The organism is Kordiimonas sp. (assembly GCF_965216265.1).
GTDB lineage: Bacteria > Pseudomonadota > Alphaproteobacteria > Sphingomonadales > Kordiimonadaceae > Kordiimonas.
In genome coordinates, this window is sequence record NZ_OZ244153.1 from 838,879 (window position 1) to 862,903 (window position 24,025).

A 24,025-nucleotide genomic window follows, 5' to 3' on the forward strand; every position below is an offset into this window, starting at 1 on the left:
CGCCATACAAGGTAAATCAGAACAACAGGTGCTACGCAGGTCAGGATGAGCGCCGGCACCACGAGGGCTTCAAGCCCTTCGACGGAAATCATGGAAGTTCTCCATTTGTAGTAGAGCGAGCCTCGCCGAGGCGGGCCCACTCAAATTCGGACTTACTCATGAATGCAAAGAGCATCACGAGCATCGACACCGCCGCGGACACAAGAGCTGCGACGTAAAATCCAATAGAAAAATAGGCATAAAGGCCACTCAACGTACCCAGCACCATTGCCAGACTGGCAAGCATACCGCCGCCTCGCTTGAACAGCAGCCCTACCGTAATCGGCCAGATTGTGCTGGCAACAAACGCGCCGGTGAAATGCAAGAGCGAACCCAGTGTCGCAAGCTTCGGCAGGCTCATGGCCCACGTCAGGGCACCAAGGCCCAGAATGATGGCAACCGCCGCCTTTCTAAGTTCGGCATTGCTGGCATTCGGGCGGATATGACCTTTGTAAATGTCTTTGACAATCAGGTCAGAGGTTGCGGCAAGCACGCTGTCCAGGCTTGACGCAAGTGCCGCGAAAACCACCACAAACACAAGAATGGCACCAGCAAGACCAAAGAGCTTGCCCGCCACCAATGGCGCCACCATGTCCGGTGACGGCACGTTAATGCCAAGCGCGGGGGCCGCTAATGCAATCAGCCCAGCCACAATGGGTATTGGCAACCAAAAAACACCCGCAAGCGCGTAAGCCCGAAAACCGACCCCTGGCGCAAAAGCAAAAGCGCGAGACCACCAGACGTTGGAGTGGAATATCTCGCCGACACCAAAAAACAGGTTGTTGAACAGGAACATAATAGACGCAGGCAGCAATAGATTCAGAAGCTCGGGCCGCTCAGCTTTCAGTTCCGTATGGATTGCTTCAAAGCCAACCTCGCCAATTACCAACACCGCAAGTGCAACAACACCAACGAGGATAAGGATAGTTTGCACGAAGTCGGTCCCGATCACAGCCTTCAAGCCGCCAAAAACCGTATAGAGCGTGCAGATCACCACAATCACCGTCATGCCGTAAGCATAAGGGATACCAGCGAGTGCATTAATAAGAAGCCCACCAGCCATGCCGAGGCTGATTAGCCAGCCGATGCTGTAGAAGAAGGAAATCAGCAGGAATATGCGCCAAGCCGTCTTGCCGTATCGCAAACGAATAAAATCACCGCTTGTGTATCCTTCCGGCATCATTTCGCGGATACGCCGCGCAAGTGGTGCAAACAACATGAGGCCAACGGCACCAAGGGAATAGCCAACCATACCCCAGATGCCCAGTTGGTAAGCCAATTGTGGTGCTGTCATCGTGGTATTGCTTGTGACCCACGTCGCCATCGCGGTCGCGACGGCAAAGCCCATACCAACCTTACGGCCCGCGAGCATGTAGTCTTCCAGGCTATCGTTGTTACGGCCCAGCCGCCATCCTAGCCAAACCCACAATAGGGAAAAGAGACCGATTATCAGCCAGGCTATTTCAGCTGGCAGAACTGCATCAGCGTTCATCATGGATCATTGCTCCACGTTGTCTGAGGATATCTTATCTAAAGAATGGCGGTACTCATGCCCTTGCCCCTTCATGAGCAGGCCTATGAGCACAACAAACATGACCGCACCGATTGCAAAAAATGTCCACGCACGGGCAAGCGGATGATGCTCCACTGTGATTTCAAGCAACTGAGGAGCTGGCACATTTTCAACCTTTAGGCGAAATAGATATGTGCCGTCAGCTAAACCGCTTAAGGTAGAAGCACGGTCTGCGCCCTTATAGACCTCACGCCAGCCGTCGCTTGTCTTTTGTTCCAGCACAAATGAACTGCCGGCGGCACCTGGCCACGCAAGTGTGGCATAACCCGCAGACAACCCGTTATCTGCAAGCACAAGATCATCGGCGGATGCAGGGCGATGCGTTCCGAAAAATGATAATATTATTACGGCTAAAACTAAATGGTATGGGGCTGTAGCGCGGATTATCCCGACCCTTTTCCTATATTTTTGTCAAATCACTGCCTCGGCCGATGGGCAACTTACTGTAATATTATTTTGAATTCAAATCATTTGTTCTTCACCACACCTTCGCGTTATGGTCCATGCGCGAGGAGCCGAAAGCAAAGGAACACTACATGGTCAATGTGTCAATAAAACGAATTGAACACGATCTTTTTGAACTTTCGAAGTTCGGATTTAACGAAGAAGATAAGGGTGTGTATCGGCAAGGCTTCACCGATGCTGACATGGCGGCGCGGAAATGGCTAATCAACCTACTCGAGCAAGAGGGCATGAGCGCGCGCATGGATGGCGCCGGTAATGTCATCGGCCGATACGGAGAAATGGACCGTCCTGCGGTGATGATCGGCTCACACCTTGATTCTGTCCCCGCTGGTGGGATTTATGACGGCACGCTCGGCGTGATCGCTGGTGTTGAATGTGTTCGCACTATCAAGGAGAATAGCATCAAGCTCGATTATCCGGTTGAGATTGTCGGCACAAGCGAAGAGGAAGGCCGCTTCGGCGGCATGCTCGGGGCGCAGGCACTAACCGGCAGTGTCACGCTTGACTGGCTTGAAAAAGCCAAAGACGAAAATGGTATTATGCTGAAGGACGCGATGGCAAAACATGGCCTTAACCACCATGATGTCCTGCACGCCAGACGAGCGCCTGAAAGTCTGAAAGCCTTCCTTGAAATTCACGTCGAACAGGGCCCCGTACTGGAGGTAGAGAAAAAATCCATCGGCGTTGTTGAGGGCATCTCCGGCGTCTTCAAATGGATCGTGCGCCTGATTGGTAAAGCTGACCACGCAGGCACTGCGCCTATGAATATGCGCTCAGACGCTTTTTTAGGGCTTGCCGACTTCGCGCACCAAATTCAACGCATTATTGACGAGGAAGGCACGGATAAGTCTCGCATTACCATTGGGCATGTGGCGCTCAAACCGGGCTTTCCGCATACAGTGCCCGGCGAAGTTGACTTCACCATTGTTGGGCGTGATCTCGACCCTGAAATCATGAAGGGCCTGGCAAATGCCTGCCGCAGGGTGTTGTCGACCATCGCGCGGCGGCACCGGCTGATGTTTGAATATGACCAAATGAGCTGGCTGGAACCGCAGTATTGCGACAAGGAAGTTGTAGACCTGATAGAGCAGAAAACGATCGACCGTGGCTATAGCTATATGCGCATGCCTTCCGGCGCCGGTCATGATGTTCAGTTCTTCAGCAACATCACCAAAACCGGCCTCATTTTTGTGCCCAGTGTGGGCGGCGTAAGCCACGCTCCTGATGAGCTCACGCACTGGGGAGACATTGAACAAGGCACCAATTTGCTGCTCGACTGTGTTGTTGAGCTGGCAACAGACAAGTCTTAAGGATTGCCACCCCATGGTTTTACCGTTAATGCAAACTGACCAGCCACCTCTAGGTCAGCAAGCAATGAACGATTATGACGATATCCTGATCTCAATTCGCCGCATCATGCGCGCGATTGACCTTCAGTCAAAACGCCTTGTTAAAATGTCCGGGCTAACAGCGCCCCAGCTTGTGGTAATGCAGGCACTCAGGCGAGATGGCAAAGTCTCCCCAAGCTCGGTGGCGCGCACGGTCGCGCTTAGCCAAGCCACAATCACCTCAATCCTCGACAGGCTGGAAAAGGCAGACCTTGTTCGCCGCGAACGCAGTGAGACCGATAAACGTATTGTTTATGCATGCCTGACGACAGAGGGGCAAAAGCGGCTTGAAGAAGCACCAGAGCTACTGCAAGCGGGTTTCTTGCGCCAATACAGGCAGCTTGAAGAATGGGAGCGCACGATGCTCGTGAGCGCGCTGCAACGCATTTCCACCATGATGGACGCAGAGGATCTCGACGCCTCGCCCATTTTGGATATCGGTGAAATCGAGAAATCCTGACACCGCTTTTAGCGTTCGGATTTACCTAGGTTTTCGGTAAAGAAGCTTGCAATAAGCCGATAGGCTTCCTGCGATTCAGAGAGTTCCGCATCCATGAAAAACGCGTGCCACAGCCCGTCAAATAAATAGAGCTGTGACGGCACGCCAACAGCTGCCAACCGCCTGTGCATCACCGTGAGGGAACTTGCTGCAAAGTCACGGCTACCGGCAAGTAGAAGCGTTGGTGGGAATTTTTCCAGGAGATCAGGAAATTCCCCTGGCGCTACTCCCTTGCTGCCCTCCGAGCCTTTCGAAAAATAGGGAATACGGGTCATGGTGAGTGCTGTGCCACCCTCTGAAACTGGCGTTCCTCCATTAAACACAGGGTCGAGTTGGCTGCTATCGCCAGCATAGTCAACGCCTGTGCCACAGAAGGTACCAATCGCACCCGGCGTGCGGGCACCGTGTTCAATAATCCAGGCCGTCACTTGAGCGGTGAGAATACCACCCGCTGAACAACCGTAAATGCCGATGTTTTTCGGTTCATAATCCGCCAACAGCGCATTATAGACAGCAAACACGTCTTCCGATGCCGCAGGATAGACATGTTCGGGCGCCATTCTGTAATCAACAGTGATAACCGCATCCCTGATTGTGCTGCAATCGGGATCGCTTCAACCAGCTCGCCACTGCCAGCGCCCCACATGAAGGCCCCACCATGGAGGTTTATAAGCACCTTACCCTGATGCTCGCGCGCAGGCCCGCCCGCAGGCTCAACAGTTTGGATACGAACACCAGCTATTTGGTCTTGCTCAATTGTGACGGGGTACATATCTTTCATGCGCTCAGCCCGCGCCGTATTGATGGCATCATAATGAGCCCTGAGGTTTGCGATTTTTTCCGTTATCCCCATTTGCGGGCCGGTCAGGATACCGCGCAGCATGGGCCCTGCGGCGTCACTGGCATATGACGACATGGGAAGACTAAAGCGAGGAATGGAGACAGTACCGGCTTCTGTTATCACGGCCGCCCTGTCATTCGCACCAACCACAACCGCATGAATCCCGATCAGCAGAACAGCACCCAGACAAGTTTTCTTCCATTTTTTCTCTGACATCCGCCGCTCCAGCCCAATACAATTTCTCGATGGCTCATTAATGCAAACGATTGCAATAATGTCAAAACTGAAAATATCAATAGCGATTCAAAACTGCCAAACAGTATATCGGAAAGCTACAAACGACCTATGAGGCCGTTTGTGTACAAAGTTCAATCAACACATTGTGAGGCGTTATTTTGGCCCTTGCTCAGCCTCATTTTGCCTGCATGATGCCTCCAATCAACAAAATCAAGGGGATACTGCGTGCAGAAAACATACAAGGGCGGATGCCATTGCGGCGCCGTGCAATATCAGTTTACCGGTGAAATCAACGATGTCATGGCCTGTAATTGTTCACTGTGCGCCAAACGAGGACATCTGCTTACCTTTGTTCCAGCAGACCAGTTCTCACTGAAAAGTGGCGCGGACAATCTCACAGACTACCAGTTCGGCTCAAAAACCATTCATCACCTCTTCTGCTCAACGTGTGGTGTAAACAGCTTTGCCGAAGGTAAAATGCCGGACGGAAGTGCTGTGCGCGCTATCAATATACGATGCGTTGAGAATATTGACGTGGACAGCCTTCCCGTTAACCAGGTCAACGGCAAAGACTTCTAGGTGAGCAGCATGAAATCAGTGTGTGTGGCGGTCCTGCGCGGACTATTTTTTGTATGTGTCATGAGCGGACTCGTAGCCGCGGATACATTAAGTGACGACACCAATAAGGTTGAGATCAAGGAGATTGCAAAGGAGGTTTGGGTCCATACTTCCTACCACACCTTCCCAAATGGCGTCCGGTACCCATCTAACGGGCTGATCGTGAGAGAGGGCGATGCCCTCACCCTGATCGATACAGCCTGGGGCGAGGAATCCACAGCAACTCTGCTGCAAAAGATCGATAGCGAGATAGCTCTTCCTGTCACCCGAGTGATCGTCACTCATCATCATGATGACCGTGTGGCGGGCGTCGCTCTTATGCAGAACGCTGGCATACAGGTATTCGCGCACCCCATGACCCGGCTGTTAGTAGAAAAGAACGGCCAGCCTGTGCCGGAGAACAGCCTTGACGAAATCGCCATCGCAGGCTCGTCCATGAAGGTCGGCAATCTCACTGTTATATACCCCGGCCCTGCACATGCGGCCGATAACATCATGGTATGGCTGGATAACGAGAAGATACTCGTCGGCGGCTGCCCTATAAGAGCCATGGATGCGACAACCATGGGCTATACTGCCGATGGTGATCTTGCCTCATGGCAGGTCGTTATTGCCATGCTTACAAAAAAATACGCTGGTGCTCAGATTGTAGTGCCCGGGCATGGGGACATTGGTGGCACCGAGCTCCTGTCTCACACCCATACACTGTTGATGAGTACGATGGTCGACTAACGAAAGTTAGCCAAACTGCCGTCCGGGAGCGACATTTGAGCAGCGGAACCATCAATATCTTGACGACGGGTCGCGGCTTCGCTTAGCTCTGAGCTCAAGTTATTTAGGAGACCACGTTAGTGACAGCGAGTTTCAAAGCACAAAAGTCTGCGACCGCTCACGTGCGCCACGAGTTCTCTGTTTCGCCGGAAACCGTGTTTGATGCATGGCTTGATGCTGATGTACTTGCTCGTTGGATGTTTCATCCGGATATCCGGCAGGAAGAGGTGATCAGCCTCACGCTGGACGCACAAAAAGGCGGCTCTTTTCGCTTCGTCGTCCGGCAGGGCGAACAAACCTGCGAGTATTATGGCACCTATTATGACGTGAGCCGCCCCAACCAGCTGGTTTTCAGCTGGATTTCGGCTCGCGACCATAAGAAAACACTGGTCTCGGTTACACTGGAGAAAACCCAAACAGGCTGCGAGTTAAACCTGACCCATGAACTGGGCGACTGCGCGGAAGATTTTATCCGCTTTGTCGAAGAACGCTGGCAGGCAGAATTCAGTGTCTTGTCCAAGATGATCAACTAGTTCCCACCTGCCCCGCGCTACCGTTATTTGGAGAACTTTGCTGCGGCCCAGGCAATAGGCAAGCCAACAAGGCAAGTGTGCGCAAACAAAGCGCCGACAAAATACCACCCCTCAGGAACCTTCCCCGGAACTGCCGCCGACAAAGGCACCACCACATAGTTCATCACAGCCATCAGCACCACGCCGTAAGCCAAGCCGGAAACAACGGGCTTTGACGTCAGGATAGGAAAAACCTGGCCCGCAATCACATAAACACCCGCCATAATCAGCATGATGAAATAGTGCAAACCACCCCCAAGGATGGCAGACGCCATCCCGCCCGAATAAGCATCCGTCCCCTGCACACCACTTGCGACGGACTGCCATATCCGGATCGGGGGCACTCCCCGCACCCCGTGTGCGGTGATCGCATAAATGATGTCCAGTGTTCCTGCTATCAGCCACCCCACAACAATTGCCGTTAACATTCGCATTATCATTTCCTCCCTGTATAAATGGATGACCCACCGCAAGCGGCGCATTAATCCAACGTTTATTAGTTGCGCCTCTGAGGGCTTTATGTTATATTAATCCATATGGGTGAATTTATAGATGATTGTTAAAGAGTCAACACTGGATCAAACACTAATCGCATTAGCGGACCCTACCCGACGGTCAATCCTCAGGCGGCTACTGCAAAGTGAAGCACGCGTGACGGAGATTGCCGCGCCCTTTGATATATCGCTGAATTCAGTATCGAAACACATCCGCATCCTTGAACGAGCCAAGCTTGTACAGCGGCAGAAGAATGGGCGCGAACATGTACTCTCCCTTGCGCCAGAACCGCTAGATGAGGCGGCGGCGTGGATTGACGAGCAACGAACCCTGTGGTCGTCGCGCCTTAGCGAGCTCGACAGTCTTTTGAGCCCAAAAGAAAAATAGGCAAAACGCTATAACCCTGTGGCTCGTGATAGAGTCAGGAAAACTACCGTTGTTTCGGCTGACCAATCATCCGAGGGGCTGGCAGACCTCGACAGAACAAGACAGATCGGGACACTGATCGCGCGAACCCGAGGTCACCATTAGCTGGCGTCACTCCGTATGGCTGCACCCCATTCCCATCTGTCTGCGAGAGTTCAGAGGTTAGGCATGTGAACTCAATTAGCCTCAGCCTTCCGCGCCCGGTGTCGCCGTACCTTCGCCCTGTTGCCACAGCCTTTTGCGCTCGAGCACCATATCCGCCGCCCCGGTCGGGAATTGTCAAAAAAAATCATCTGACACTCTGGGCAACTGCGCAAGCGGGCTGCGTTATCGCGGGAGAGAAGGATGATCGCATCTGCCGCCAACAAGGCAAACATTGCTCTGGCTGGCGCATCAGCTTCATAGGCCACTGCGCCGCCTTTGAGCTGCGGCACGGGTTTCGGCAACTGTGCGAGCTGGTTAATCAGCCGCACATCCGCTGGCGCAGGCGCTGTGTCAGACATAACGGCCTTCGCGCTTCTATAAATAGCTTCCCTGAGCTCACGCGCGCTCCTGAGGTCGCTCCCTGTAGATGTGACCTGAATACCGAGCCTCCCAAACACCACCCCAAACCAACGATCGAGGTCTGATGGAGTGGCAAGCAGATCCGCTGCCTGACCAAATCGGTCAGCAACCGTATCAACGAGGTCAAGGCTCGAGGCACCACTGCAGGTCTCAAAATTTCTTCTTGTCATGATGTAACCTTTAATAGTAGTTACGTCACAAGTCAATCAGGAGCAGAAGCATGCCTCTTCGCCATACCTTGCTGGCAACCCTCGTCGCAGCAGCATGGGGGTTTAACTTTGTCGTCATCCACATCGGCATCGGTGATTTTCCGCCGCTCCTGTTCTCGGCACTCCGGTTTACACTCGCAGCTGTGCCGCTTATCTTTTTTGTCCGCAAACCAGATGTGCCGTGGAGCATCATCTTAGGAATCGGCGGCATGCTGGGTGTTGTGAAGTTCTCGCTTCTGTTCATTGGCATGGATACGGGCTTGTCAGCGGGCCTCGCATCACTGGTATTACAGACACAAGCCTTCTTCACCATCATTCTCGCCGCGCTGCTGTTGGGCGAACGTCCCACGGGCGGGCAACTGGCAGGCATGTTTGTGGCTTTCTTGGGTATCGCACTGGTGGCATCAACCGTTGGAGGGGACCTGTCAGCCCTCGGCTTCGCGCTTGCGATAGCGGCGGCGCTCGCTTGGGCCTGCTCCAACCTCATTATGAAGAAGGCCGGGCCTGTCGACATGTTGAGCCTGTTGGTTTGGGTGAGTGTGATACCTCCTATCCCGCTCTTTGCCCTTTCGTTCATGTTTGAAGGACAGGAGGCAATCACCGCAGCTTTCCTGAACCTTCGGCTTGAGGGCGTAGGGGCCACGGTCTATATCGCCTTTGTAGCAACCATTTTTGGTTTTGCTGTATGGGGAAAGCTGATTAACCTATACGGCGCAGGCAAGGTAGCGCCCTACTCTCTTCTCGTACCCATTTTTGGCATGACTTTTTCTGCACTCTTGCTGGGGGAGGAATTTGGCCCTCTGAGGCTGCTCGCTGCAGCGTTAGTGATCACGGGGCTGGCAATTAACCAGATGAGCGGGCGAAACCCTACCGCTCTCAAGCCCGCGGAGTAGCGTAATCCGCTGAAATTAATTCAAGCGCAAGAAGCAGAGTGCCACCACTTCTCTCCATCCCTCCCTTGCCCCAGCACAAGGATGGAGAGCACAGTGAAAACATATCAACCCGCACGATTTGACGGCAGCTTTAAACCGCAGAACTGGATTGCGCTTAGTGCCATAGCTCTACTGGCAGCAGCATTGCTCGGAGCTACTGTTCAGGCTGGCAATCCTGTCCGGTCCTGGTCGTGGTCCGCTGACCCTGCTACTGTTGAAACAATTCATATCGATATCATACGCGGCGGGGTTGAGGTTTTAGGGACCTCGGGACCTGAGATCATGGTTACTGCTACCGTCAAGGGCAGCAAACAAGCCTGGTCCGCGAACCTGACACTGGAGCATGACGGCCCCAACCTAAAGATTAAAGATCACTACGCCGTCAAACTGCCGCTGTGGTTGCACAAGGAATGCCTGCCACCTACCGGCGGGCGAGGTGATTTCTGGCACACGGACGCACGCTTCAAGATCGTGATCTCTGCGCCTTCCAACGTCGATATTCAGACAAAAATTGCAGACCCGACCGATGTATCTCCCTAGGGTTTACCGAAAGCGTTGTTGCCTTCTGCTGATCGCCCCACTAAATTCCAGCGAAACCAAGTGATGACTAAGGATGCCCGGGACGGTTATGGAAAAGATTAAGCAATATTTTTTGCCCGCATTCATGCTTGTTTCAAGCATCACGCTCCTTGTCGTTGGCGTACCACGCTTTCTGCATGAACTGATGCTTGTGCCCGGTACGCCAATCCATGAACGTGTCTCACGAGGTGAGACGGTAAGCGATGAGGATTTGGATATACTCGAGAAATCGCGCCTGCAGGCCCTGGAATTTGTGGAGCTTCCTGACGCCTACAGTGATTTGGCTGCCTCCTACCTTGTGCGTGCACGACGTGCCACCACGACTGAAAAGCGTGAATATTTTGCCAAGAAGTCGATCGAAACTGCCAAAACCGGACTCGACATGGCACCCCTTAACACCTTTTCATGGGCCCGAGTGACATCTGCGAATATAATACTTGGCGAGAGCTTCTATCCTAACGCGGTAGAGGCTTGGCGCCTCTCAATAGCCACTGCACGGTTCGAGCCCTTCATTCTCATTCAACGCGTGCATATGGGTATCATTTTATATGATCACCTAAACGACGACGACATTGCTCTTCTTAAGGACCAACTCGGCATGGCATATCGCTGGAACAAGAAAAAAACGCGGCAATATGCACAACAGCAACAGCTTGTAGAGTGGTTCATTTTCCTCTCCGACGAATACCCGGAAGCCGAAGAATATTTCAAGAAATAGTCCAGAAAGAAGAAAGGGGCACCGTACTTCACGGCACCCCTTTCCCATATTTTATACGCCGCAGAATCTAGGCGAAATAGTTGAAGCCGATCAAATTCCACGTGTGGTAGAAAGCGATCATTAGCACGGCAAAAAACGCCACAAGGGAGTGGCGTATACGCGGCCAAACCCCTTCAAAAAGACCATCCCGCCACACAAGGAATGTTGTGTAGAGGTGATAGAGCGTCGCCAGAAGTGCCACGATGGGGAACACAAAAGCGAACTTGAGTGTGCCGGGTATTGAGTAGAACAACTGCTGCATACCGCCCATCAGCGTAATGCCGATAAAGACAAAGAAGAGTATGTTCGCACCCGCCACCACAAGGGTCGCGCGGTAGGCATTCTTGGCCTGCCCCTCACAAGCGCGGAAACGTGCCCACTGCAAAGCAAGGCGCACAAACACCCCGACAAAGACCAGAAGCGAAAGACCAAGCACCGTGCTGATGTAGCCCTTGGTTTCATAAAATTTGGCTGGGTAGAACTGCATCACACCCATACCGTCGAGCACATAACCGGTGATTTCACCTGCTTCGTTTTCCTGGAAGATCACCTGATCGTTATCATCCACTTGACGGAAGACATTGTCGCCCACTTCAACGTAGCGTGTTTCGCCAATCATCAGCGTGTTGTCCGGCATCACCGCCACATTCACACTACCGAGACCACGCAGGATGCTTTCCACTTTGGTGTGGCTGTTGCGAGAAGATACATAAGTACCGGCATATTTCTGGCCGCGTGACTGGAAATCAGCCGACGGTTCAATATAAGGAAGATCTTGCGGGAAAAACTCGTCATAGAAGTTTTCCACAAACGCCTGATGCACAGGCCCCGCACCTGGGCCGGAGAAGCTAGAGAACAGCATAAAATCATTCGGGATTGAAAGTCCGAAATGTGAGATAAAGATGGTAGTGCCACCGTCATGACCGAAATTCTCGAACTCGGGCCCGCCAAAATCACGCTTCAGGAAACCAAGCCCGGTACCACGCGCGCGTGGGTCATGGGAAAAGCCCTCATTAAGCATCTGATTGAGCGTCTCCTCTTTGAGGATGCGCACACCGTCATACTCGCCGCCGTTCAGAAGAGCACGAGCAAACTTCGCCATGTCAGGCGCCGATACCGCAGCCGCACCAGCCGGGCCAAAATTGGTAATGATCTCGTACGGTGTTTCCTTGTATTTGCCAGCTCCATAGGTATAGGCCTTCGCCATAAAAGGCTCCAGCTCCGCGGGAAGCGGCTCCCTAAAAGTGGAATGGGTCATGCCCAACGGCTTGAAGATATGGTTATCAACATAGGTGTTGAAATCTTCGCCTGATACATTGGCCACGATCAGGCCCGCCAGGGCCGTTGCCCAGTTAGAGTAGGCAACACGTGTGCCCGGCTCCACCACACGCTCAGGCTGGTACTTCTCCAGCGCCTCTGCGAGGGGCATGATCCGGTCAACATCGTTGATGATCAGATATCCGAGCGCGCCGTCTTCAAAACCCGGTGTATGGGTCAGGATGTGCCTGAGTGTAATCGGCTTGCCAGGGAAAGTATCTTCGATCTTGAACTGAGTGACATATTCGTTCACGTCCGTGTCGATATCCAGTTTGCCCTGTTCGGCAAGCTGCATAACAGACACCCATGTAAACAGTTTCGAAATTGAGCCCGGGCGGAACATGCTGGTTTCGGCATCCACCGGGATGCGTTTTTCAACGTCGATATAGCCATAACCCTTCTGGAAGATGATTTTGTCATCCTTCATCACGGCAACAATGCCAGACGGGCTATGCTCCTTCTGCATCAAAGGCTTAACAACCCCGTCGACAAAAGCCTCAACCTCTTCTTCGTCATCAAGGTCTGGTGTACCCGCCTGGGCTCCAAGCCCCAGAAGCATGGAAAGCCCCAGCGTTGCCGCCAGCCTACCCAAGCCCCATTGTCCCCTATTCCTAAACATTATTATCTCCCTCCTTCAGTTGTCACTCGCTGACAAGTGTCCCCTCATCCACGTTCCGGTGGACGAATTCCAGTACATCAGGGTGTTCTAAGGACGCGCCGTCAAGGATCGGCGCGGCCTCACCTTTAAGGTGGCGATCAAAGAAACCCTTCACATAGTCGTTCATGATGCGGTTCATGGCATCCGAAGACACCGGTCCAAACATTCCAAACTGTTTGGCTAATGGCATCAGATGGGCAAAATCGCTGTAGTTCATGTGGTGTGCACCACCAACGGTTAGGCTGTAAATTGGCCCCACTGCCTGTCGATATACAAAATCATTCGTCTTGAATTTAGCTGGCCCGTGGCGGGCATCCGGGTCTTTGAATAGGTTTGCATCTGAATTCATGATCATGAAGGGACGGCTGATCGGAAATGTCATATCGTGTTCGCCGAACTGCAAGCCGTCCATATTAATGCCCGCTTTACATCGTGTATCGGTCAGGCACACCATGCCTGCTGCAGCACCTCCGTAAGACATGCCAAAAATGCCAAGTCTGTCCATATCCATGGAGCGATAAAGACTAGAAAATTCCGGAATCTTCCCTGCCTGCAACTGGTCGAGAAAGAACACCGTGTCGTCGGTCCATAGTCTGAGCCCGGTAATAAAACTCGCCTGATTGTTGATAAGATCAGAAACATAGCCAAGGTAACTATTGTAGTCTTCCGCATCAGCCATCTGCACGATTGTATCGATAAGACCCTCGGTCTCCCCCTCGGTCATCTCCACATCGCGGAAGCCCTTCGGATCAAAGGTCGCCGTGCGCTCGTCACCCAAGCGCACCCAAGCCGCCTGATAGGGGTGCTCAAGCGAGAAAACCACATAGCCAAAGCTTGCCAGATGTTCCATCAGCAGGGTGTTTTGCGCGCCAATTGAACCGAAACCATGGCTGAAAACCAATACAGGGAAGCGGCTACCATGCGCAGCAACCAGCGCATTCTGATAGCTGTACCCTCTTATATCCTCAAGATAGTCAAAAAAACCAAGCGGCAGACCAAGGTTGTCTCCCATCAGGTGTGCGGCTTGCTCGCTGTCTGGAATGAAAGGCAGCGCTTCCTCACCCTCAGGCACCTTCGCCGGATACCATACTTGAACCGGCAGTTCGCGGTGATCGCCTGCGTCTTCCGTCGCGGCTTCAAGTCTGCTGTCATCTGGGATAACCGACCGGGCATAGCCAACTGCGTAAGGCCCCGCCGGCGCAGGCGGCTCAAAAACCGGAAAGCCGATCGGCAATATAATGGCAATAACCGCCAAGGCGCTTGAGAGCGCTATATAGACACCAAACACACTGCGTCGCCGCCAATTGTTTGGTTTAGGGTATTCAAGCCGGCAGAAAGTCACGAAAGCCAGAATAAGTGCCAGAAGCGCGCCAGGCACAAGCGGCCCACGTGGTGTACCGAATGTGGAAACCGCAACGAAACCCGCAAACGCAATACCCGAAGCAATGAAGGCCGCGCGGGCGAAGTGTTTCTTTGGCAGAAAGCTAAGCACAAGGGCGACAAGCAGGATGCCAAACACCAAGATTTCAAATGGTCCCGTCATATCGCCCTCGGCCCTCATGTTTAAGCGACCCAGATGTCGCCCAGCACCCGCTTGAAGTTATCACCAAGCACAAGCCGGATATGATCGTCCGTGTAACCGCGCGCAATCATGCTTTCTGCCAAATCGAAGATACGTTTTGGATGATCAAAACCGTCTGCATCAATCTTGTCGCGGAAACCGTAGCTGGATTTATACCCGGCCTTGAGTGCGCTATAGGCGGGCTCAGGGATGTCGTCATAGCCGTTCATATCCATGTCCGAACCTACTCCCACATGCTCAATACCCACCAGTTTCGCGATATAATCGACATGATCGACAAGCGTCTCGATAGTGGTTGGTTCCTTGGCGGAGAGGAAGTTTCTAACCCCCGTAATGCCCATCACGCTGCCGGCTTTACCCATTGCTTTGATAGCATCGTCCGACTTGCAACGCACATGGCCTTCCGCCAATGCTCGCACGTTGGAATGGGTGATAAGTACCGGTTTTTTTGATAGCTCAAACGCATCCAGCGTGGTTTGGTCACCGCAGTGGGAAACGTCCACTGCCATGCCAAGTTCGTTCATGCGCGCGACAACGGCCGCACCGAAGTCGCTGATGCCGCCGTCGACCCTATCGGTTGAACCTGAGCCAATGAGGTTCTGGCTATTATACGTCAACTGGCTGATACGCTGCCCCATGTAATAGAACTGGTTTACGTCATCAACGCTGCGGAAATGGTCAGAGTTCTGGATACCCAAAATATACCCGATACGCTCACCCTTTTTCAGAGTCTTGATATCTTCAAGGCTGTCAATGCGTTGAAGGTGTTCGGGATACTCAGCAGCATAAGCATTCATGCGGGCAATGAAACCCGCAGCCTCGTCACCGCCTAGCCCGACGGCTGGATGAAAAACATCCACGCCAGAAGCCAAGAGAACATCAAGCTCGTCCCGCTGCAATTCAAACGCATCTGAAAGCATCGGGTTTTTACTGAACGCAGACGTCATCATATGTTTGAAAGGGGAGAGGATCGACAGCATGTCGAACACCTGCACCGAATTCACCACATCAATGGCTCGCCCGCTGTATTTGGTCTCGTCGCCTGCAAACACCTGGAAGCTGCCCATGTTGATCATGGGCATGGCCACCGCTGCGGCCCCAGCCACGCCTACCCCGCGCAGGAAGGATCGACGATTAAATTTTGACTGTGTCATTGCCTCTGTTCCTTTCCTTGTCGCCTAGTAGTGCTGGAAGCCCAGAATGTTCCAATAATTGTAGTAGATGGTCATATAAAGGGCCGTGAGCGCGATGAGCGTGTAATGAATACGCCGCCCTGTACGCCAGTAACCCTGCCGCCACGCCTGAACCGCGTGATACAGCACACCGATGGTCAAGAGCGATGCAACAATGGGAAGCATCAGGTTGAGATCAAAGATAAACGGAATATTCTGGAACAATTCCATCTTGTAGGTGGATATGATCAGGCCGAGGAAAATGACGAACAGCAGGTTCGCTCCGGCCATCGCCATAGAGAAGCGGATTGCTGTACGCTCAGCCGCTTCCATGGCCTTGTATTCCTTGCGGCGATACAGCCATCCCACAAAAACCGTGAGAAACAGGATAAAACAAACCAGCGGCAGCAACATCTTGAAAAGACTACCTTCAAAAGCTGGCGTGCGGCTCGCATTCATAAAGGGCAGGCCCTCGATATAGAGGTCCGCAATCTCACCGCTCTCATTTTCACCAAAGGCGATCATGTGTTTGCCATCAACCTGACGAAACAGGTTCTCGCCAATTTCCACATACTGTCGCGGCGTACCAAAACCTGCAAACACGAGAGTGCCCTTACCGGATGGCGCAACCTCAAGCCCACCACCCATGATGGCCATAGCTTTCTCTATTGTGGTTTCATTGTGACGCCAAAACCTGTAGCTGCCGGCATATTTAGCTGCACGTTCATCGAAGTCCGCAGGCGGCGTGATAGCCTCAAACTCTTCCGGATAGTAGTGATCGTAGAAGGTCTCAATGAACGTATCACGCCCCTTGGTGTCAGACGGTGTGGCGTAAGAGATAAAAATACCAAGCTCCTCCGCCTCATCAATGAGCATATTGGTGTGGAACTGGAAAGTGTCGCCACCATGGCCAATAAGCCGGTGGCCATTGATGTATTCCTCATAGAACCCGTGCGCCATGCCCCCGAGGCGCTTATCACCCTGGAATATTACCGAATGCATTTGCTCAGCCGTTTCGGCCTTAAGTATGCGATTGCCGTTCAATTCGCCCGCGTTGAGGTGGGCCAGCATAAATTTCGCCATATCCGTGGCGGAAGATGCCATCGCGCCAGCGGGGCCAAACCCTGTGATTAGCTCATAGGGTTGCGCCGTTTGTATACCTGCTTCGCGCAGGTAACCCATCGTCTGTCCACCAGCCAGACGCTCCGGCAGCGGCTCCGCGAAGGTTGACTGTGTCATGCCCAGCGGTTCGTAGATGTTCTGTTCAACATACTCATTGAATGGAAGGCCAGAAACGTTCGCAACGATAAGACCCGCAAGGGCTGTAGCGTAGTTGGAGTAGGACGAATATTTGCCCGGAGGATTAATGCGTGCAGGAATATAGGTCGACATCGCGTCCCGCAACTGGGTTATATTGTTGATGTCATAGTTAATCAGATACCCGAGAGCGCCTTCCTCAAAACCCGCTGTGTGGGTGAGGATATGCCGCATCGTGATGGGCTTGTCATAGGTTGCCGGAATCTGGAAGGTTTTAAGGTAGGTGTTCACATCTGCGTCGAGATCAATGTTGCCTCGCTCCACCTGTTGCATCACCGATGTCCAGGTAAAGAGCTTTGATGTTGAACCAATACGGAAAAGGGATGTTTCAGGATCGACTGGAATACCCTTGTCGATGTCCTGCATACCGTAGCCCTTGGCTAAAATAAGCTGGCCGTCCTTCACGATAGAAACCGTTACGCCGGAGATTTCGAGTGTCTTCCGATGGCTTTCCACCATACCGTCAATAAAGCTTTCCAGACCCTCAAATGCTTCTGCAGGCGCGGCAGTTATATCTGCTGCATCTGCCGCAACGCTGGATGTTTCATCCTGTGCATAAACAGGAAGGCTAAAACTCATCAGAAGCGCTGTAAAAAGCGCCAGTGTTTTCCGTATCATTTTCCTCACTCCCACGATTTTGGTAAGATATTCGCCTCACCCCGTTTGTTCACCGTTATCCCCAAAGCGCACGGTTCGGGACCTCCACGATCCCGCCGGTGCCGTAAAACAAGCCATTGTCCACGTCGTCCGCCAACAGGAGCGGGCCGTCGATATCAACAAAATGACAGAACTGGCCGATAACATAGGCAGGTGCCATGGAAAGCGACGAGCCCGTCATGTTCCCGACCATCAGTGCCTTGCCGTCACGCAGCGCGAGGTTGGCGAGCAAAAGCCCCGCCGTAAGCCCGCCGCATTTATCCAGCTTAATGTTAATGACGTCATAACGACTTGCGGCAATCTCATATTCACTGGCGTCAAGGCAACTTTCGTCACCGCCAAGCGGCACAGGTGACTTGTAGCCCTCAAGGGCTGCATCCCCGCCGCGTTTCAGCGGCTGTTCGATCATGGCAATGCCTAACTTCTCGCAAGCTGGAGCATATTCTTTCAGCTCTTCAAACGTCCAACCCTGGTTAACGTCAATGATGAGGGTTGCATCCGGGCGCTTTTCGCGAATGGCCTCAAGCTTAGCGATCGGATTATCACCATCCAGCTTGATCTTGAGATGAGGGTACTTGGCGTAGCTAGCTGCGGTTTCGGCCATTAGTTCGGCTGAACCGATCCCCACCGTGCAAACGGTTTTTAGCGTTTTGGGTGTCATCTTGAGACTTTCCCATACGCTGATGCCGGATCGCTTGGATTCCAGATCCCAGAGCGCGCAATCAAGTGCGTTTCTGGCGCCGCCAGGAGGTAGCATTTGTTGCACTTGGTCGTGAGCAAGCCCTGCCTCAACCCTGGGTGCTATCTCAGCCAGTTGCTCCAACATCACGTCGGCAGTATCGTTCAAATAATAAACACCGACACCCTCACCGTGCCCCTTAACGCCATCAGCCTCAAGGGTTACGCGAACCGTATCAGTCGTATTGAACGTATAACCGGTAATCACAAAAGGAGCCTTCAGGGGGAAGGATACCTTCTCGAAACTCATCTTCATGCTGAGACACTCTTCAAATTAGGGGTGCGCGAAGCCATGACAGCATTTAAACGGGCAATGATGCTGTCGGTGCCTTCCTGGAGGGGGTCGACACAAGGGAGGCCTAGTCGGGTCGTAAGTTCGGCCAAATAGGCTTCGCGCTCGCCTGCCTTGAGGCAGGACGTGTTCACACTGACACCAACGCACTCGATCTCCCGGTTGGTAAGCGAACCAATCGCGACTGTCCGCTCAATAACCTCTTCGATGCTTGGCAATTCAAAATCACCCCACCCTTCAACGTGGGTGCGGCCCGCTTCGTGGCATACAACAAAGACATCCGGCTGCGACCCAATCAGCAGCCCCATGCTCACCGCAGAAAAACCGGGGTGGAAAATGCCGCCCTGCCCTTCGATCACATCCCAGTGGTCGTCAGAATTGTCAGGAGACAGCAACTCAGCCGCACCAGAAACAAAGTCAGATACGACGGAGTCGATCGGAATACCCTGCCCGGCGATCATGATGCCGGTCTGGCCAGACGCACGGAAATCCGCGTTCATGCCCAATCGCTTCATGTCCTTTTCCATCTGAAGGGCGGTATATTTCTTTCCGACGGCGCAGTCGGTACCTACCATCAGCACACGCTTTCCACTGCGCTTGCGACCTGTGCCTACAGGCAGGGTTGCTGGTGGCACCCGTACGTCCACAAGGCGCGCGCCTGATTTCGAAGCCGCAACACGAAGGCGCTCAATGCCATTGAGACGGTAATGAACACCGGCGACAATATCGAGCCCGGCGAGAACCGCCTCTTCAAGCAACTCCAGCCAACCGTCAGGTATGCCTCCGCCTACAGATGCTGTGCCGATGACCAAGGACTGGATACCAGCATCCACGGCCTCCTGAATACTCAGCTTGGGCAGCCCAAGATCAATAGTACCGCCAGGGAGGCAGATTTGCCCTTTGCAGAGCTCACGCCGCCATTCAACAAGACCTGCGCCAGTTTTGGCATAGGTAACCCTGGTTTCGCTTCCCAAAAATATGAGATAGGGCGCCCTTAACTCAATCGTCTTCATACACCTAGTCCTTATTTACAGCGGTTACCTGCTTATAGCCGGGGCCACGCAGTACCTTCCCTGGAGTCGCACCCGTATGGTGCCCGGCGTCAAGAACAATGCCACCGTTCACGAGCACATAATCAATACCTAGAGGTTTAGCCGTCGGGTTATCCCACGACGCTGTGTCGTCGATTTTGTCCAAATCAAAGATCGTAATATCTGCCTGCAAACCTTCCTTGATGAGGCCGCGATTGCTCAGCCCCATTCGAGCCGCAGGCCAAGACGTCATTTTGCGAATAGCGTCTGCAAGGCTGAGCACACCCTCATCCCGCACGTAATGCGCAATGATGCGTGGAAATGTGCCATAGCTTCGAGGGTGCGGCAGGCCGAGGGCGTCGAAATCGCCTTCCTTGAGTGCACTGGCCGCATCGCTGCCAATACTCGTCCAAGGCGCTTTCATTGCGGTGCGCACATCGTCTTCGCTCATCATAAAATAGAGCGCAAACGGGCGTTCCGGGTATGCTGCCAGCATAATGTCCCACGCCACATCAGCCGGGTCGCGGCCCAGGTCTGCAGCAATTTCCTGAAAATTCTTGTTATGGAAACGGGCATACTCCTCAAGATGCGAGTTGGCCAACACCACATTTTTCCAACCGCCGGAGACATAAACCAGGTTGGTCCAATCCGGTCGCGGTCCCGCCTTGATCTCTTCCTTGAGCTGCAAACGAATAGCAGGGTCCCGGAGACGCTCAAGCGCCTTCTCAATACCGTCGGCATACACCCAGTTGGGAGCTGTGACCTCAAGCCCTGTGCCACCAGCGACATAAGGATATAGGTCTGCCGCCACATTCACACCACGCGCACGTGCCGCGTCAATCAGCTCAATCGCCGCTTTCATGTCCTTACCCCAATTGGGGTAATAAGCTGCCTTCAGATGGAAAATCTCAACACCTGCACCGCCTTCTTCTCCAATGCGGATCGCTTCCTTGACTGCATCCAGAAATTCGGCACTTTCACCGCGAATATGGCTTGCATACAGCCCGCCACTTGCACCAGCAACACGCGCGAGTTCAATCAGGCTTTCTGTTTTATGATAGGCTGATGGCGGATAAATGAGCGCTGTTGTGATGCCCATGGCGCCGGCGTCCATCGCCATGGACGCAAGTTTTTTCATTTCCTCAAGCTGCGCTGGCGTCGGATCATCGCTACCGTCACCCAGCACTGCCACACGCGCTTGTGTAGCGCTATAATAGGTGCCGAAGTTGACAGAGATACCTTTTGTTTCCAGCTCACTGAAGTAGGCGTCAATTTCTTTTGCTTCAACGGGTGTGCCACCCTCCCCGCCAATAAGCGTCGTGACGCCCATGTTGATTTTGTTGGGCGCCAGTCCAACCTTGCGAAGCGCTTCGCCAGACTGGTCCATCATATCGATCCAGCCCGGGCTTACATATTTGCCGGTCGCATCAATCTCGCGCACACCATGGCCCGCAACATCACCAACCTTTACGATCACGCCGTCCTTAATCGCCACATCCGCGGGTACCCATGGGTTGCCTCCGCCGTCCAGCACACGACCACTTCGAATAACCACGTCATATTCTGCATCTGCCGCATAGAGTGGTAGGGTGAAACAACAGACCACCACAAGGTTCATAAGTCGTTTCAACATCACGCTTCTCCCACTTTGAACGAGCGCCACACACCGATGGTGAGGAGCGGCACAACAAGTACAGCAATGAAGACGAGCGTCAGGATGCCATAACCACTGGCGATCAGGTCAATGATACCAAAGTAAGTACCTGCAATAATCGCCACTGTCAGGATCGCCACCGCTACAAGCGGGCGGGCAAACTGCGGCATTTCGCGTCCGGCCTCGCCTAAGCGAGCATCGAGCCGTTCGTTCACGGCGTGCAGCAGTGCCGTACCGGTTTCCACAAAGGTACCAAACACCACAATCTGAAACAGCAGGCTCAAGATCGGCATCTGCAGTGCGATCATCAGCGCACTTGCAGGCACCGGCTCAGCACCAATTTCAGGGTATAGAGCCATCATGGCCACAAAGAAGAGAACCGCAGGAACGACTGCAATCCCACCGGCCATCAGCCCCGAACCAACGGCTTCCCGCCTGCTGCTTTGTCCCCTTACCGCGAACAACACAGCTGGCAAAACAGCGAGGTTATAACCTGAATAGAGAATGCCGCTTTTCACCCAACCATCGCCGACGGCAGTCGCGCTATACACACCGGATATCACGTCCCCAAACTTGGAGAATGCGAGCAACATGAGCGCTGCATATACAAAGTAGAGAAGAAACGACCACCCGGCCAAAACCTTCTTGATCGCTTCCGAGCCAGAGAAGGTCAGCAACGCAATCAGTACCATCAGCACCAAGGTTCCAACAACAGGCGGTAAACCAAAACTGGCAGCCGTTAGTTCACCAGCGGCAGAACCGATGACGGAAAGGATCAAAAGCAGAAGTATAATAAACGCCACTTCAAATATCACCCACCCACGCCCCAGAAGTGCTTGGCAAAACTGGCGGTAGTCATACGCCTGGGTGACCCGGGCAAACTCAAATCCAGCGGCCAGAACAAGGCCAAAAACAAGGCCGGATATGAGAAGCCCGAGCACACCACCTAGGGGTCCGCTTGAAAAGAAGAACTCCACGAGCTCACGTCCTGTCGCATACCCGCCGCCAATCACGACGCTTTGGAACACAAAACCAGGCAGCAGATATTTACGGAAAAACTCCATACTTAACGTACCTCGTTGCGCACGGCCTTGCCGGGCATGACAGAGGTATCAAGTTCGCCACCATCTACCAGCACAACACCGTTGACGATGACATAATCAAAGCCTTCCGACGCCTGCGCTGGCTTCGCGTAGGTTGCTTTGTCGGTTACGGTAACAAGGTCAAAGATGACGATGTCGGCGTCCGCGCCTTTCTGAATCCGGCCCTTGCCCTTCATTTGCGGCACTGCGTCCTGCATGATTTTTGCCGGGCCGTAGCTGAGCTTGTAGATGGCGTCCAGCAGACTGACTTCCTGTCGTTCCCGCACATAGGTGCCGAGGAAGCGGGAGAAGGTGCCCGCAGAGCGCGGATGGCTCCAGGCGTTCTCAGGCACTGGCCAAGTATGCTGCTCGATCATTTTGCCATCCACCAACCAATTGCCACCGTCCGATGCAATCACACCGCCCGGGAACAACACAGACATATCAAGGAAAGCCCGGTCCTTGGGGTCATCCAGTTCAAGGAAGTGGATTACTGTCTGTGTTTCAGGTTTTTCGGTTTGGTAATATTTCAGCTCTTCTTCCGTCAGGCGCTTGCCGCCGACGTCAAAATTGGATGCATCCACACCGCCCACGCGTTCGCGCCAGCGGTCACCACGGAACATGGCTGCACCAATACCGGTTGAGCCCGCGCCATAAGGGTAAGCTTCGGCCGTAACCTTCAGGCCCTGTGCCTGTGCGGTCTTGATCATAGGGGCAATCAGCTCAATGTCCCTGAGGCTCATGGAATTGAGATGTACGATATGGGTATGCGCCCCCGTCCCTGCTGCTGCTGTAATGACTTCAGCCATACCTTCAAAGGAGCTTTTGGGCTCCAGCATCGAAAGATACCGCGCGTGAGTAAAGGTTGGCACACCACGTTCGGCCGCCAATTTGTTCATGGCGAAGAACTCTTTGTGCCCGGTGCCCGGCGCATAGCCAATAAGGATACCAATACCAAGGCCACCCTGATCAAGGCCTTGCTTCACATAATCAGCTATTTTCTCAAGCTGGTCTGGTGTAGCAACTTCTTTCTGCCAGTTGGTTTTCTTGAAAGCTTCAAAAAACCACTCAACATCGTCCTTTGGCTCAATATCCAGAAAGGTAGCGATACGAGCGTTGGCCCAGTTTACCGAAGCTCCATAATTGATGGGACGGCCTTCTTTGCCTGCACGGTCATAATAGTCGCTGATCGGCAGCATGCCTGCTTCAAGTTCAAGACCTGTGGTCACGCCGTCTAGCGCTTGTACGCGTGCCGACAGGATATCCTGTCCGTGGGCATGCATATCAATGAAGCCTGGGCTTACGACACGGCCTGTGGCGTCGATGGTGCGCGCACCGTCTAGGCTCGCTTCGCTGACCACCGCTATCTTACCGCCCTTGATGCCAACGTTACGGACGGCATCCAAACCGGTTTCCGGGTCAACTACCCGGCCGCCACTGATGACAAGATCGTAGTTTTCGGCCTGTGCCGCCCCGCACAAGGCGCCAAAACCAATGACGCAAACCGCGATAAGTTGACCAACAAGTTTCATGAATATGCTCCCCAAATTCCAATCCCGG

The 24,025-nt window shown here is 53.3% G+C and carries 23 protein-coding genes; 9 read left to right on the forward strand and 14 right to left on the reverse strand.

Annotation, left to right across the window (positions count from 1 at the left end; all coding sequences use genetic code 11):
* Positions 1–88: 88 nt before the first annotated feature.
* Both ACOOGA_RS03910 and ACOOGA_RS03915 read right to left on the reverse strand, forming a co-directional pair.
* Positions 89–1,534, reverse strand: coding sequence for a sodium:solute symporter family protein (locus ACOOGA_RS03910; protein WP_417460403.1), 1,446 nt, complete (start codon positions 1,532–1,534; stop codon positions 89–91).
* A 3-nt stretch (positions 1,535–1,537) separates the two neighbouring features.
* Entirely contained in the window at positions 1,538–1,906 is a 369-nt protein-coding gene (locus ACOOGA_RS03915) for a hypothetical protein (protein ID WP_420429494.1), read from the reverse strand.
* A gap of 242 nt (positions 1,907–2,148) precedes the next feature.
* Between ACOOGA_RS03915 and ACOOGA_RS03920 the strand changes: the two genes are divergently transcribed.
* Together ACOOGA_RS03920 and ACOOGA_RS03925 are read left to right on the forward strand one after the other, a co-directional pair.
* Positions 2,149–3,387, forward strand: a complete 1,239-nt coding sequence (locus ACOOGA_RS03920) for a Zn-dependent hydrolase (RefSeq protein ID WP_420429496.1) — start codon at positions 2,149–2,151, stop codon at positions 3,385–3,387.
* Between the two features lie 64 nt (positions 3,388–3,451).
* On the forward strand, positions 3,452–3,925 hold the full coding sequence (locus tag ACOOGA_RS03925; protein ID WP_417460406.1) for a MarR family winged helix-turn-helix transcriptional regulator: 474 nt from the start codon (positions 3,452–3,454) through the stop codon (positions 3,923–3,925).
* A gap of 8 nt (positions 3,926–3,933) precedes the next feature.
* Here ACOOGA_RS03925 and ACOOGA_RS03930 read toward each other — a convergent pair whose 3' ends face one another.
* Entirely contained in the window at positions 3,934–4,524 is a 591-nt protein-coding gene (locus ACOOGA_RS03930; protein WP_420429498.1) for an alpha/beta hydrolase, read from the reverse strand.
* Positions 4,525–5,267: 743 nt separating this feature from the next.
* Here ACOOGA_RS03930 and ACOOGA_RS03935 point away from each other — a divergent pair.
* From ACOOGA_RS03935 to ACOOGA_RS03945, 3 genes are all read left to right on the forward strand, one after another.
* A complete protein-coding gene (locus ACOOGA_RS03935) occupies positions 5,268–5,621 on the forward strand; it encodes a GFA family protein (protein ID WP_417460408.1) in 354 nt (117 codons plus the stop codon).
* Between the two features lie 60 nt (positions 5,622–5,681).
* Positions 5,682–6,392, forward strand: coding sequence for a subclass B1 metallo-beta-lactamase (gene bla, locus ACOOGA_RS03940; RefSeq protein WP_417460409.1), 711 nt, complete (start codon positions 5,682–5,684; stop codon positions 6,390–6,392).
* Between the two features lie 119 nt (positions 6,393–6,511).
* Positions 6,512–6,964: an SRPBCC family protein gene (locus tag ACOOGA_RS03945; protein WP_417460410.1), complete on the forward strand. Its 453-nt coding sequence runs from the start codon at positions 6,512–6,514 to the stop codon at positions 6,962–6,964.
* A gap of 23 nt (positions 6,965–6,987) precedes the next feature.
* Here the strand turns inward: ACOOGA_RS03945 and ACOOGA_RS03950 are convergent, their stop codons facing one another.
* A complete protein-coding gene (locus tag ACOOGA_RS03950) occupies positions 6,988–7,431 on the reverse strand; it encodes a hypothetical protein (protein ID WP_420429500.1) in 444 nt (147 codons plus the stop codon).
* 124 nt (positions 7,432–7,555) lie between these two features.
* Between ACOOGA_RS03950 and ACOOGA_RS03955 the strand changes: the two genes are divergently transcribed.
* Entirely contained in the window at positions 7,556–7,885 is a 330-nt protein-coding gene (locus ACOOGA_RS03955) for an ArsR/SmtB family transcription factor (protein WP_417460412.1), read from the forward strand.
* 215 nt (positions 7,886–8,100) lie between these two features.
* On the opposite strand, the gene ACOOGA_RS03960 is transcribed toward ACOOGA_RS03955, so the two are convergent.
* Positions 8,101–8,658: a CGNR zinc finger domain-containing protein gene (locus ACOOGA_RS03960; protein WP_417460413.1), complete on the reverse strand. Its 558-nt coding sequence runs from the start codon at positions 8,656–8,658 to the stop codon at positions 8,101–8,103.
* Positions 8,659–8,708: 50 nt separating this feature from the next.
* On the opposite strand from ACOOGA_RS03960, the gene ACOOGA_RS03965 reads away from it, so the two are divergent.
* The 3 genes from ACOOGA_RS03965 (at position 8,709) to ACOOGA_RS03975 (ending at position 10,926) form a co-directional block, all read left to right on the forward strand.
* The gene (locus ACOOGA_RS03965) at positions 8,709–9,590 is read left to right on the forward strand and encodes an EamA family transporter (protein ID WP_417460414.1); all 882 of its coding nucleotides are present in this window, start codon (positions 8,709–8,711) and stop codon (positions 9,588–9,590) included.
* 93 nt (positions 9,591–9,683) lie between these two features.
* Complete coding sequence (locus tag ACOOGA_RS03970) at positions 9,684–10,169, forward strand: hypothetical protein (RefSeq protein ID WP_417460415.1); 486 nt, start codon at positions 9,684–9,686, stop codon at positions 10,167–10,169.
* 124 nt (positions 10,170–10,293) lie between these two features.
* Entirely contained in the window at positions 10,294–10,926 is a 633-nt protein-coding gene (locus ACOOGA_RS03975; protein ID WP_420429502.1) for a hypothetical protein, read from the forward strand.
* 67 nt (positions 10,927–10,993) lie between these two features.
* On the opposite strand, the gene ACOOGA_RS03980 is transcribed toward ACOOGA_RS03975, so the two are convergent.
* Genes ACOOGA_RS03980 through ACOOGA_RS04020 form a run of 9 tightly spaced genes read right to left on the reverse strand, consistent with a single transcriptional unit; the run spans position 10,994 to position 23,997 of the window.
* A complete protein-coding gene (locus ACOOGA_RS03980; RefSeq protein ID WP_417460417.1) occupies positions 10,994–12,901 on the reverse strand; it encodes a serine hydrolase domain-containing protein in 1,908 nt (635 codons plus the stop codon).
* A gap of 22 nt (positions 12,902–12,923) precedes the next feature.
* Positions 12,924–14,483, reverse strand: coding sequence for an alpha/beta hydrolase family protein (locus ACOOGA_RS03985; RefSeq protein WP_417460418.1), 1,560 nt, complete (start codon positions 14,481–14,483; stop codon positions 12,924–12,926).
* A gap of 20 nt (positions 14,484–14,503) precedes the next feature.
* A complete protein-coding gene (locus ACOOGA_RS03990; RefSeq protein WP_417460419.1) occupies positions 14,504–15,676 on the reverse strand; it encodes a dipeptidase in 1,173 nt (390 codons plus the stop codon).
* A gap of 24 nt (positions 15,677–15,700) precedes the next feature.
* Positions 15,701–17,629 (reverse strand): serine hydrolase domain-containing protein, encoded by a 1,929-nt coding sequence (locus tag ACOOGA_RS03995; RefSeq protein ID WP_417460420.1) that lies wholly within the window; start codon positions 17,627–17,629, stop codon positions 15,701–15,703.
* Positions 17,630–17,684: 55 nt separating this feature from the next.
* Complete coding sequence (locus tag ACOOGA_RS04000) at positions 17,685–18,662, reverse strand: dipeptide epimerase (protein WP_417460421.1); 978 nt, start codon at positions 18,660–18,662, stop codon at positions 17,685–17,687.
* The gene (locus tag ACOOGA_RS04005) at positions 18,659–19,711 is read right to left on the reverse strand and encodes a DUF1611 domain-containing protein (protein WP_417460422.1); all 1,053 of its coding nucleotides are present in this window, start codon (positions 19,709–19,711) and stop codon (positions 18,659–18,661) included. Before ACOOGA_RS04005 ends, ACOOGA_RS04000 begins: the two co-directional genes overlap by 4 nt.
* Before the next feature lie 4 nt (positions 19,712–19,715).
* Positions 19,716–21,362 (reverse strand): N-acyl-D-amino-acid deacylase family protein, encoded by a 1,647-nt coding sequence (locus tag ACOOGA_RS04010; protein ID WP_417460423.1) that lies wholly within the window; start codon positions 21,360–21,362, stop codon positions 19,716–19,718.
* Positions 21,362–22,447 (reverse strand): hypothetical protein, encoded by a 1,086-nt coding sequence (locus tag ACOOGA_RS04015; RefSeq protein WP_417460424.1) that lies wholly within the window; start codon positions 22,445–22,447, stop codon positions 21,362–21,364. The genes ACOOGA_RS04010 and ACOOGA_RS04015 overlap by 1 nt, the downstream gene beginning before the upstream one ends.
* Before the next feature lie 2 nt (positions 22,448–22,449).
* Positions 22,450–23,997: an amidohydrolase family protein gene (locus ACOOGA_RS04020; protein WP_417460425.1), complete on the reverse strand. Its 1,548-nt coding sequence runs from the start codon at positions 23,995–23,997 to the stop codon at positions 22,450–22,452.
* Positions 23,998–24,025: the final 28 nt, after the last annotated feature.

Excerpts from the sequence above, each read along its gene's own strand:
- ACOOGA_RS03910 (WP_417460403.1), bottom strand. The coding sequence starts at position 1,534 with ATGATGAACGCTGATGCAGTTCTGCCAGCTGAAATAGCCTGGCTGATA.
- ACOOGA_RS03920 (WP_420429496.1), top strand. The coding sequence starts at position 2,149 with ATGGTCAATGTGTCAATAAAACGAATTGAACACGATCTTTTTGAACTT.
- ACOOGA_RS03925 (WP_417460406.1), top strand. The coding sequence starts at position 3,452 with ATGAACGATTATGACGATATCCTGATCTCAATTCGCCGCATCATGCGC.
- ACOOGA_RS03930 (WP_420429498.1), bottom strand. The coding sequence starts at position 4,524 with ATGGCGCCCGAACATGTCTATCCTGCGGCATCGGAAGACGTGTTTGCT.
- bla (WP_417460409.1), top strand. The coding sequence starts at position 5,682 with ATGAGCGGACTCGTAGCCGCGGATACATTAAGTGACGACACCAATAAG.
- ACOOGA_RS03950 (WP_420429500.1), bottom strand. The coding sequence starts at position 7,431 with ATGTTAACGGCAATTGTTGTGGGGTGGCTGATAGCAGGAACACTGGAC.
- ACOOGA_RS03955 (WP_417460412.1), top strand. The coding sequence starts at position 7,556 with ATGATTGTTAAAGAGTCAACACTGGATCAAACACTAATCGCATTAGCG.
- ACOOGA_RS03960 (WP_417460413.1), bottom strand. The coding sequence starts at position 8,658 with ATGACAAGAAGAAATTTTGAGACCTGCAGTGGTGCCTCGAGCCTTGAC.
- ACOOGA_RS03965 (WP_417460414.1), top strand. The coding sequence starts at position 8,709 with ATGCCTCTTCGCCATACCTTGCTGGCAACCCTCGTCGCAGCAGCATGG.
- ACOOGA_RS03975 (WP_420429502.1), top strand. The coding sequence starts at position 10,294 with ATGCTTGTTTCAAGCATCACGCTCCTTGTCGTTGGCGTACCACGCTTT.
- ACOOGA_RS03980 (WP_417460417.1), bottom strand. The coding sequence starts at position 12,901 with ATGTTTAGGAATAGGGGACAATGGGGCTTGGGTAGGCTGGCGGCAACG.
- ACOOGA_RS03985 (WP_417460418.1), bottom strand. The coding sequence starts at position 14,483 with ATGACGGGACCATTTGAAATCTTGGTGTTTGGCATCCTGCTTGTCGCC.
- ACOOGA_RS03990 (WP_417460419.1), bottom strand. The coding sequence starts at position 15,676 with ATGACACAGTCAAAATTTAATCGTCGATCCTTCCTGCGCGGGGTAGGC.
- ACOOGA_RS03995 (WP_417460420.1), bottom strand. The coding sequence starts at position 17,629 with ATGATACGGAAAACACTGGCGCTTTTTACAGCGCTTCTGATGAGTTTT.
- ACOOGA_RS04000 (WP_417460421.1), bottom strand. The coding sequence starts at position 18,662 with ATGAAGATGAGTTTCGAGAAGGTATCCTTCCCCCTGAAGGCTCCTTTT.
- ACOOGA_RS04005 (WP_417460422.1), bottom strand. The coding sequence starts at position 19,711 with ATGAAGACGATTGAGTTAAGGGCGCCCTATCTCATATTTTTGGGAAGC.
- ACOOGA_RS04010 (WP_417460423.1), bottom strand. The coding sequence starts at position 21,362 with ATGTTGAAACGACTTATGAACCTTGTGGTGGTCTGTTGTTTCACCCTA.
- ACOOGA_RS04015 (WP_417460424.1), bottom strand. The coding sequence starts at position 22,447 with ATGGAGTTTTTCCGTAAATATCTGCTGCCTGGTTTTGTGTTCCAAAGC.
- ACOOGA_RS04020 (WP_417460425.1), bottom strand. The coding sequence starts at position 23,997 with ATGAAACTTGTTGGTCAACTTATCGCGGTTTGCGTCATTGGTTTTGGC.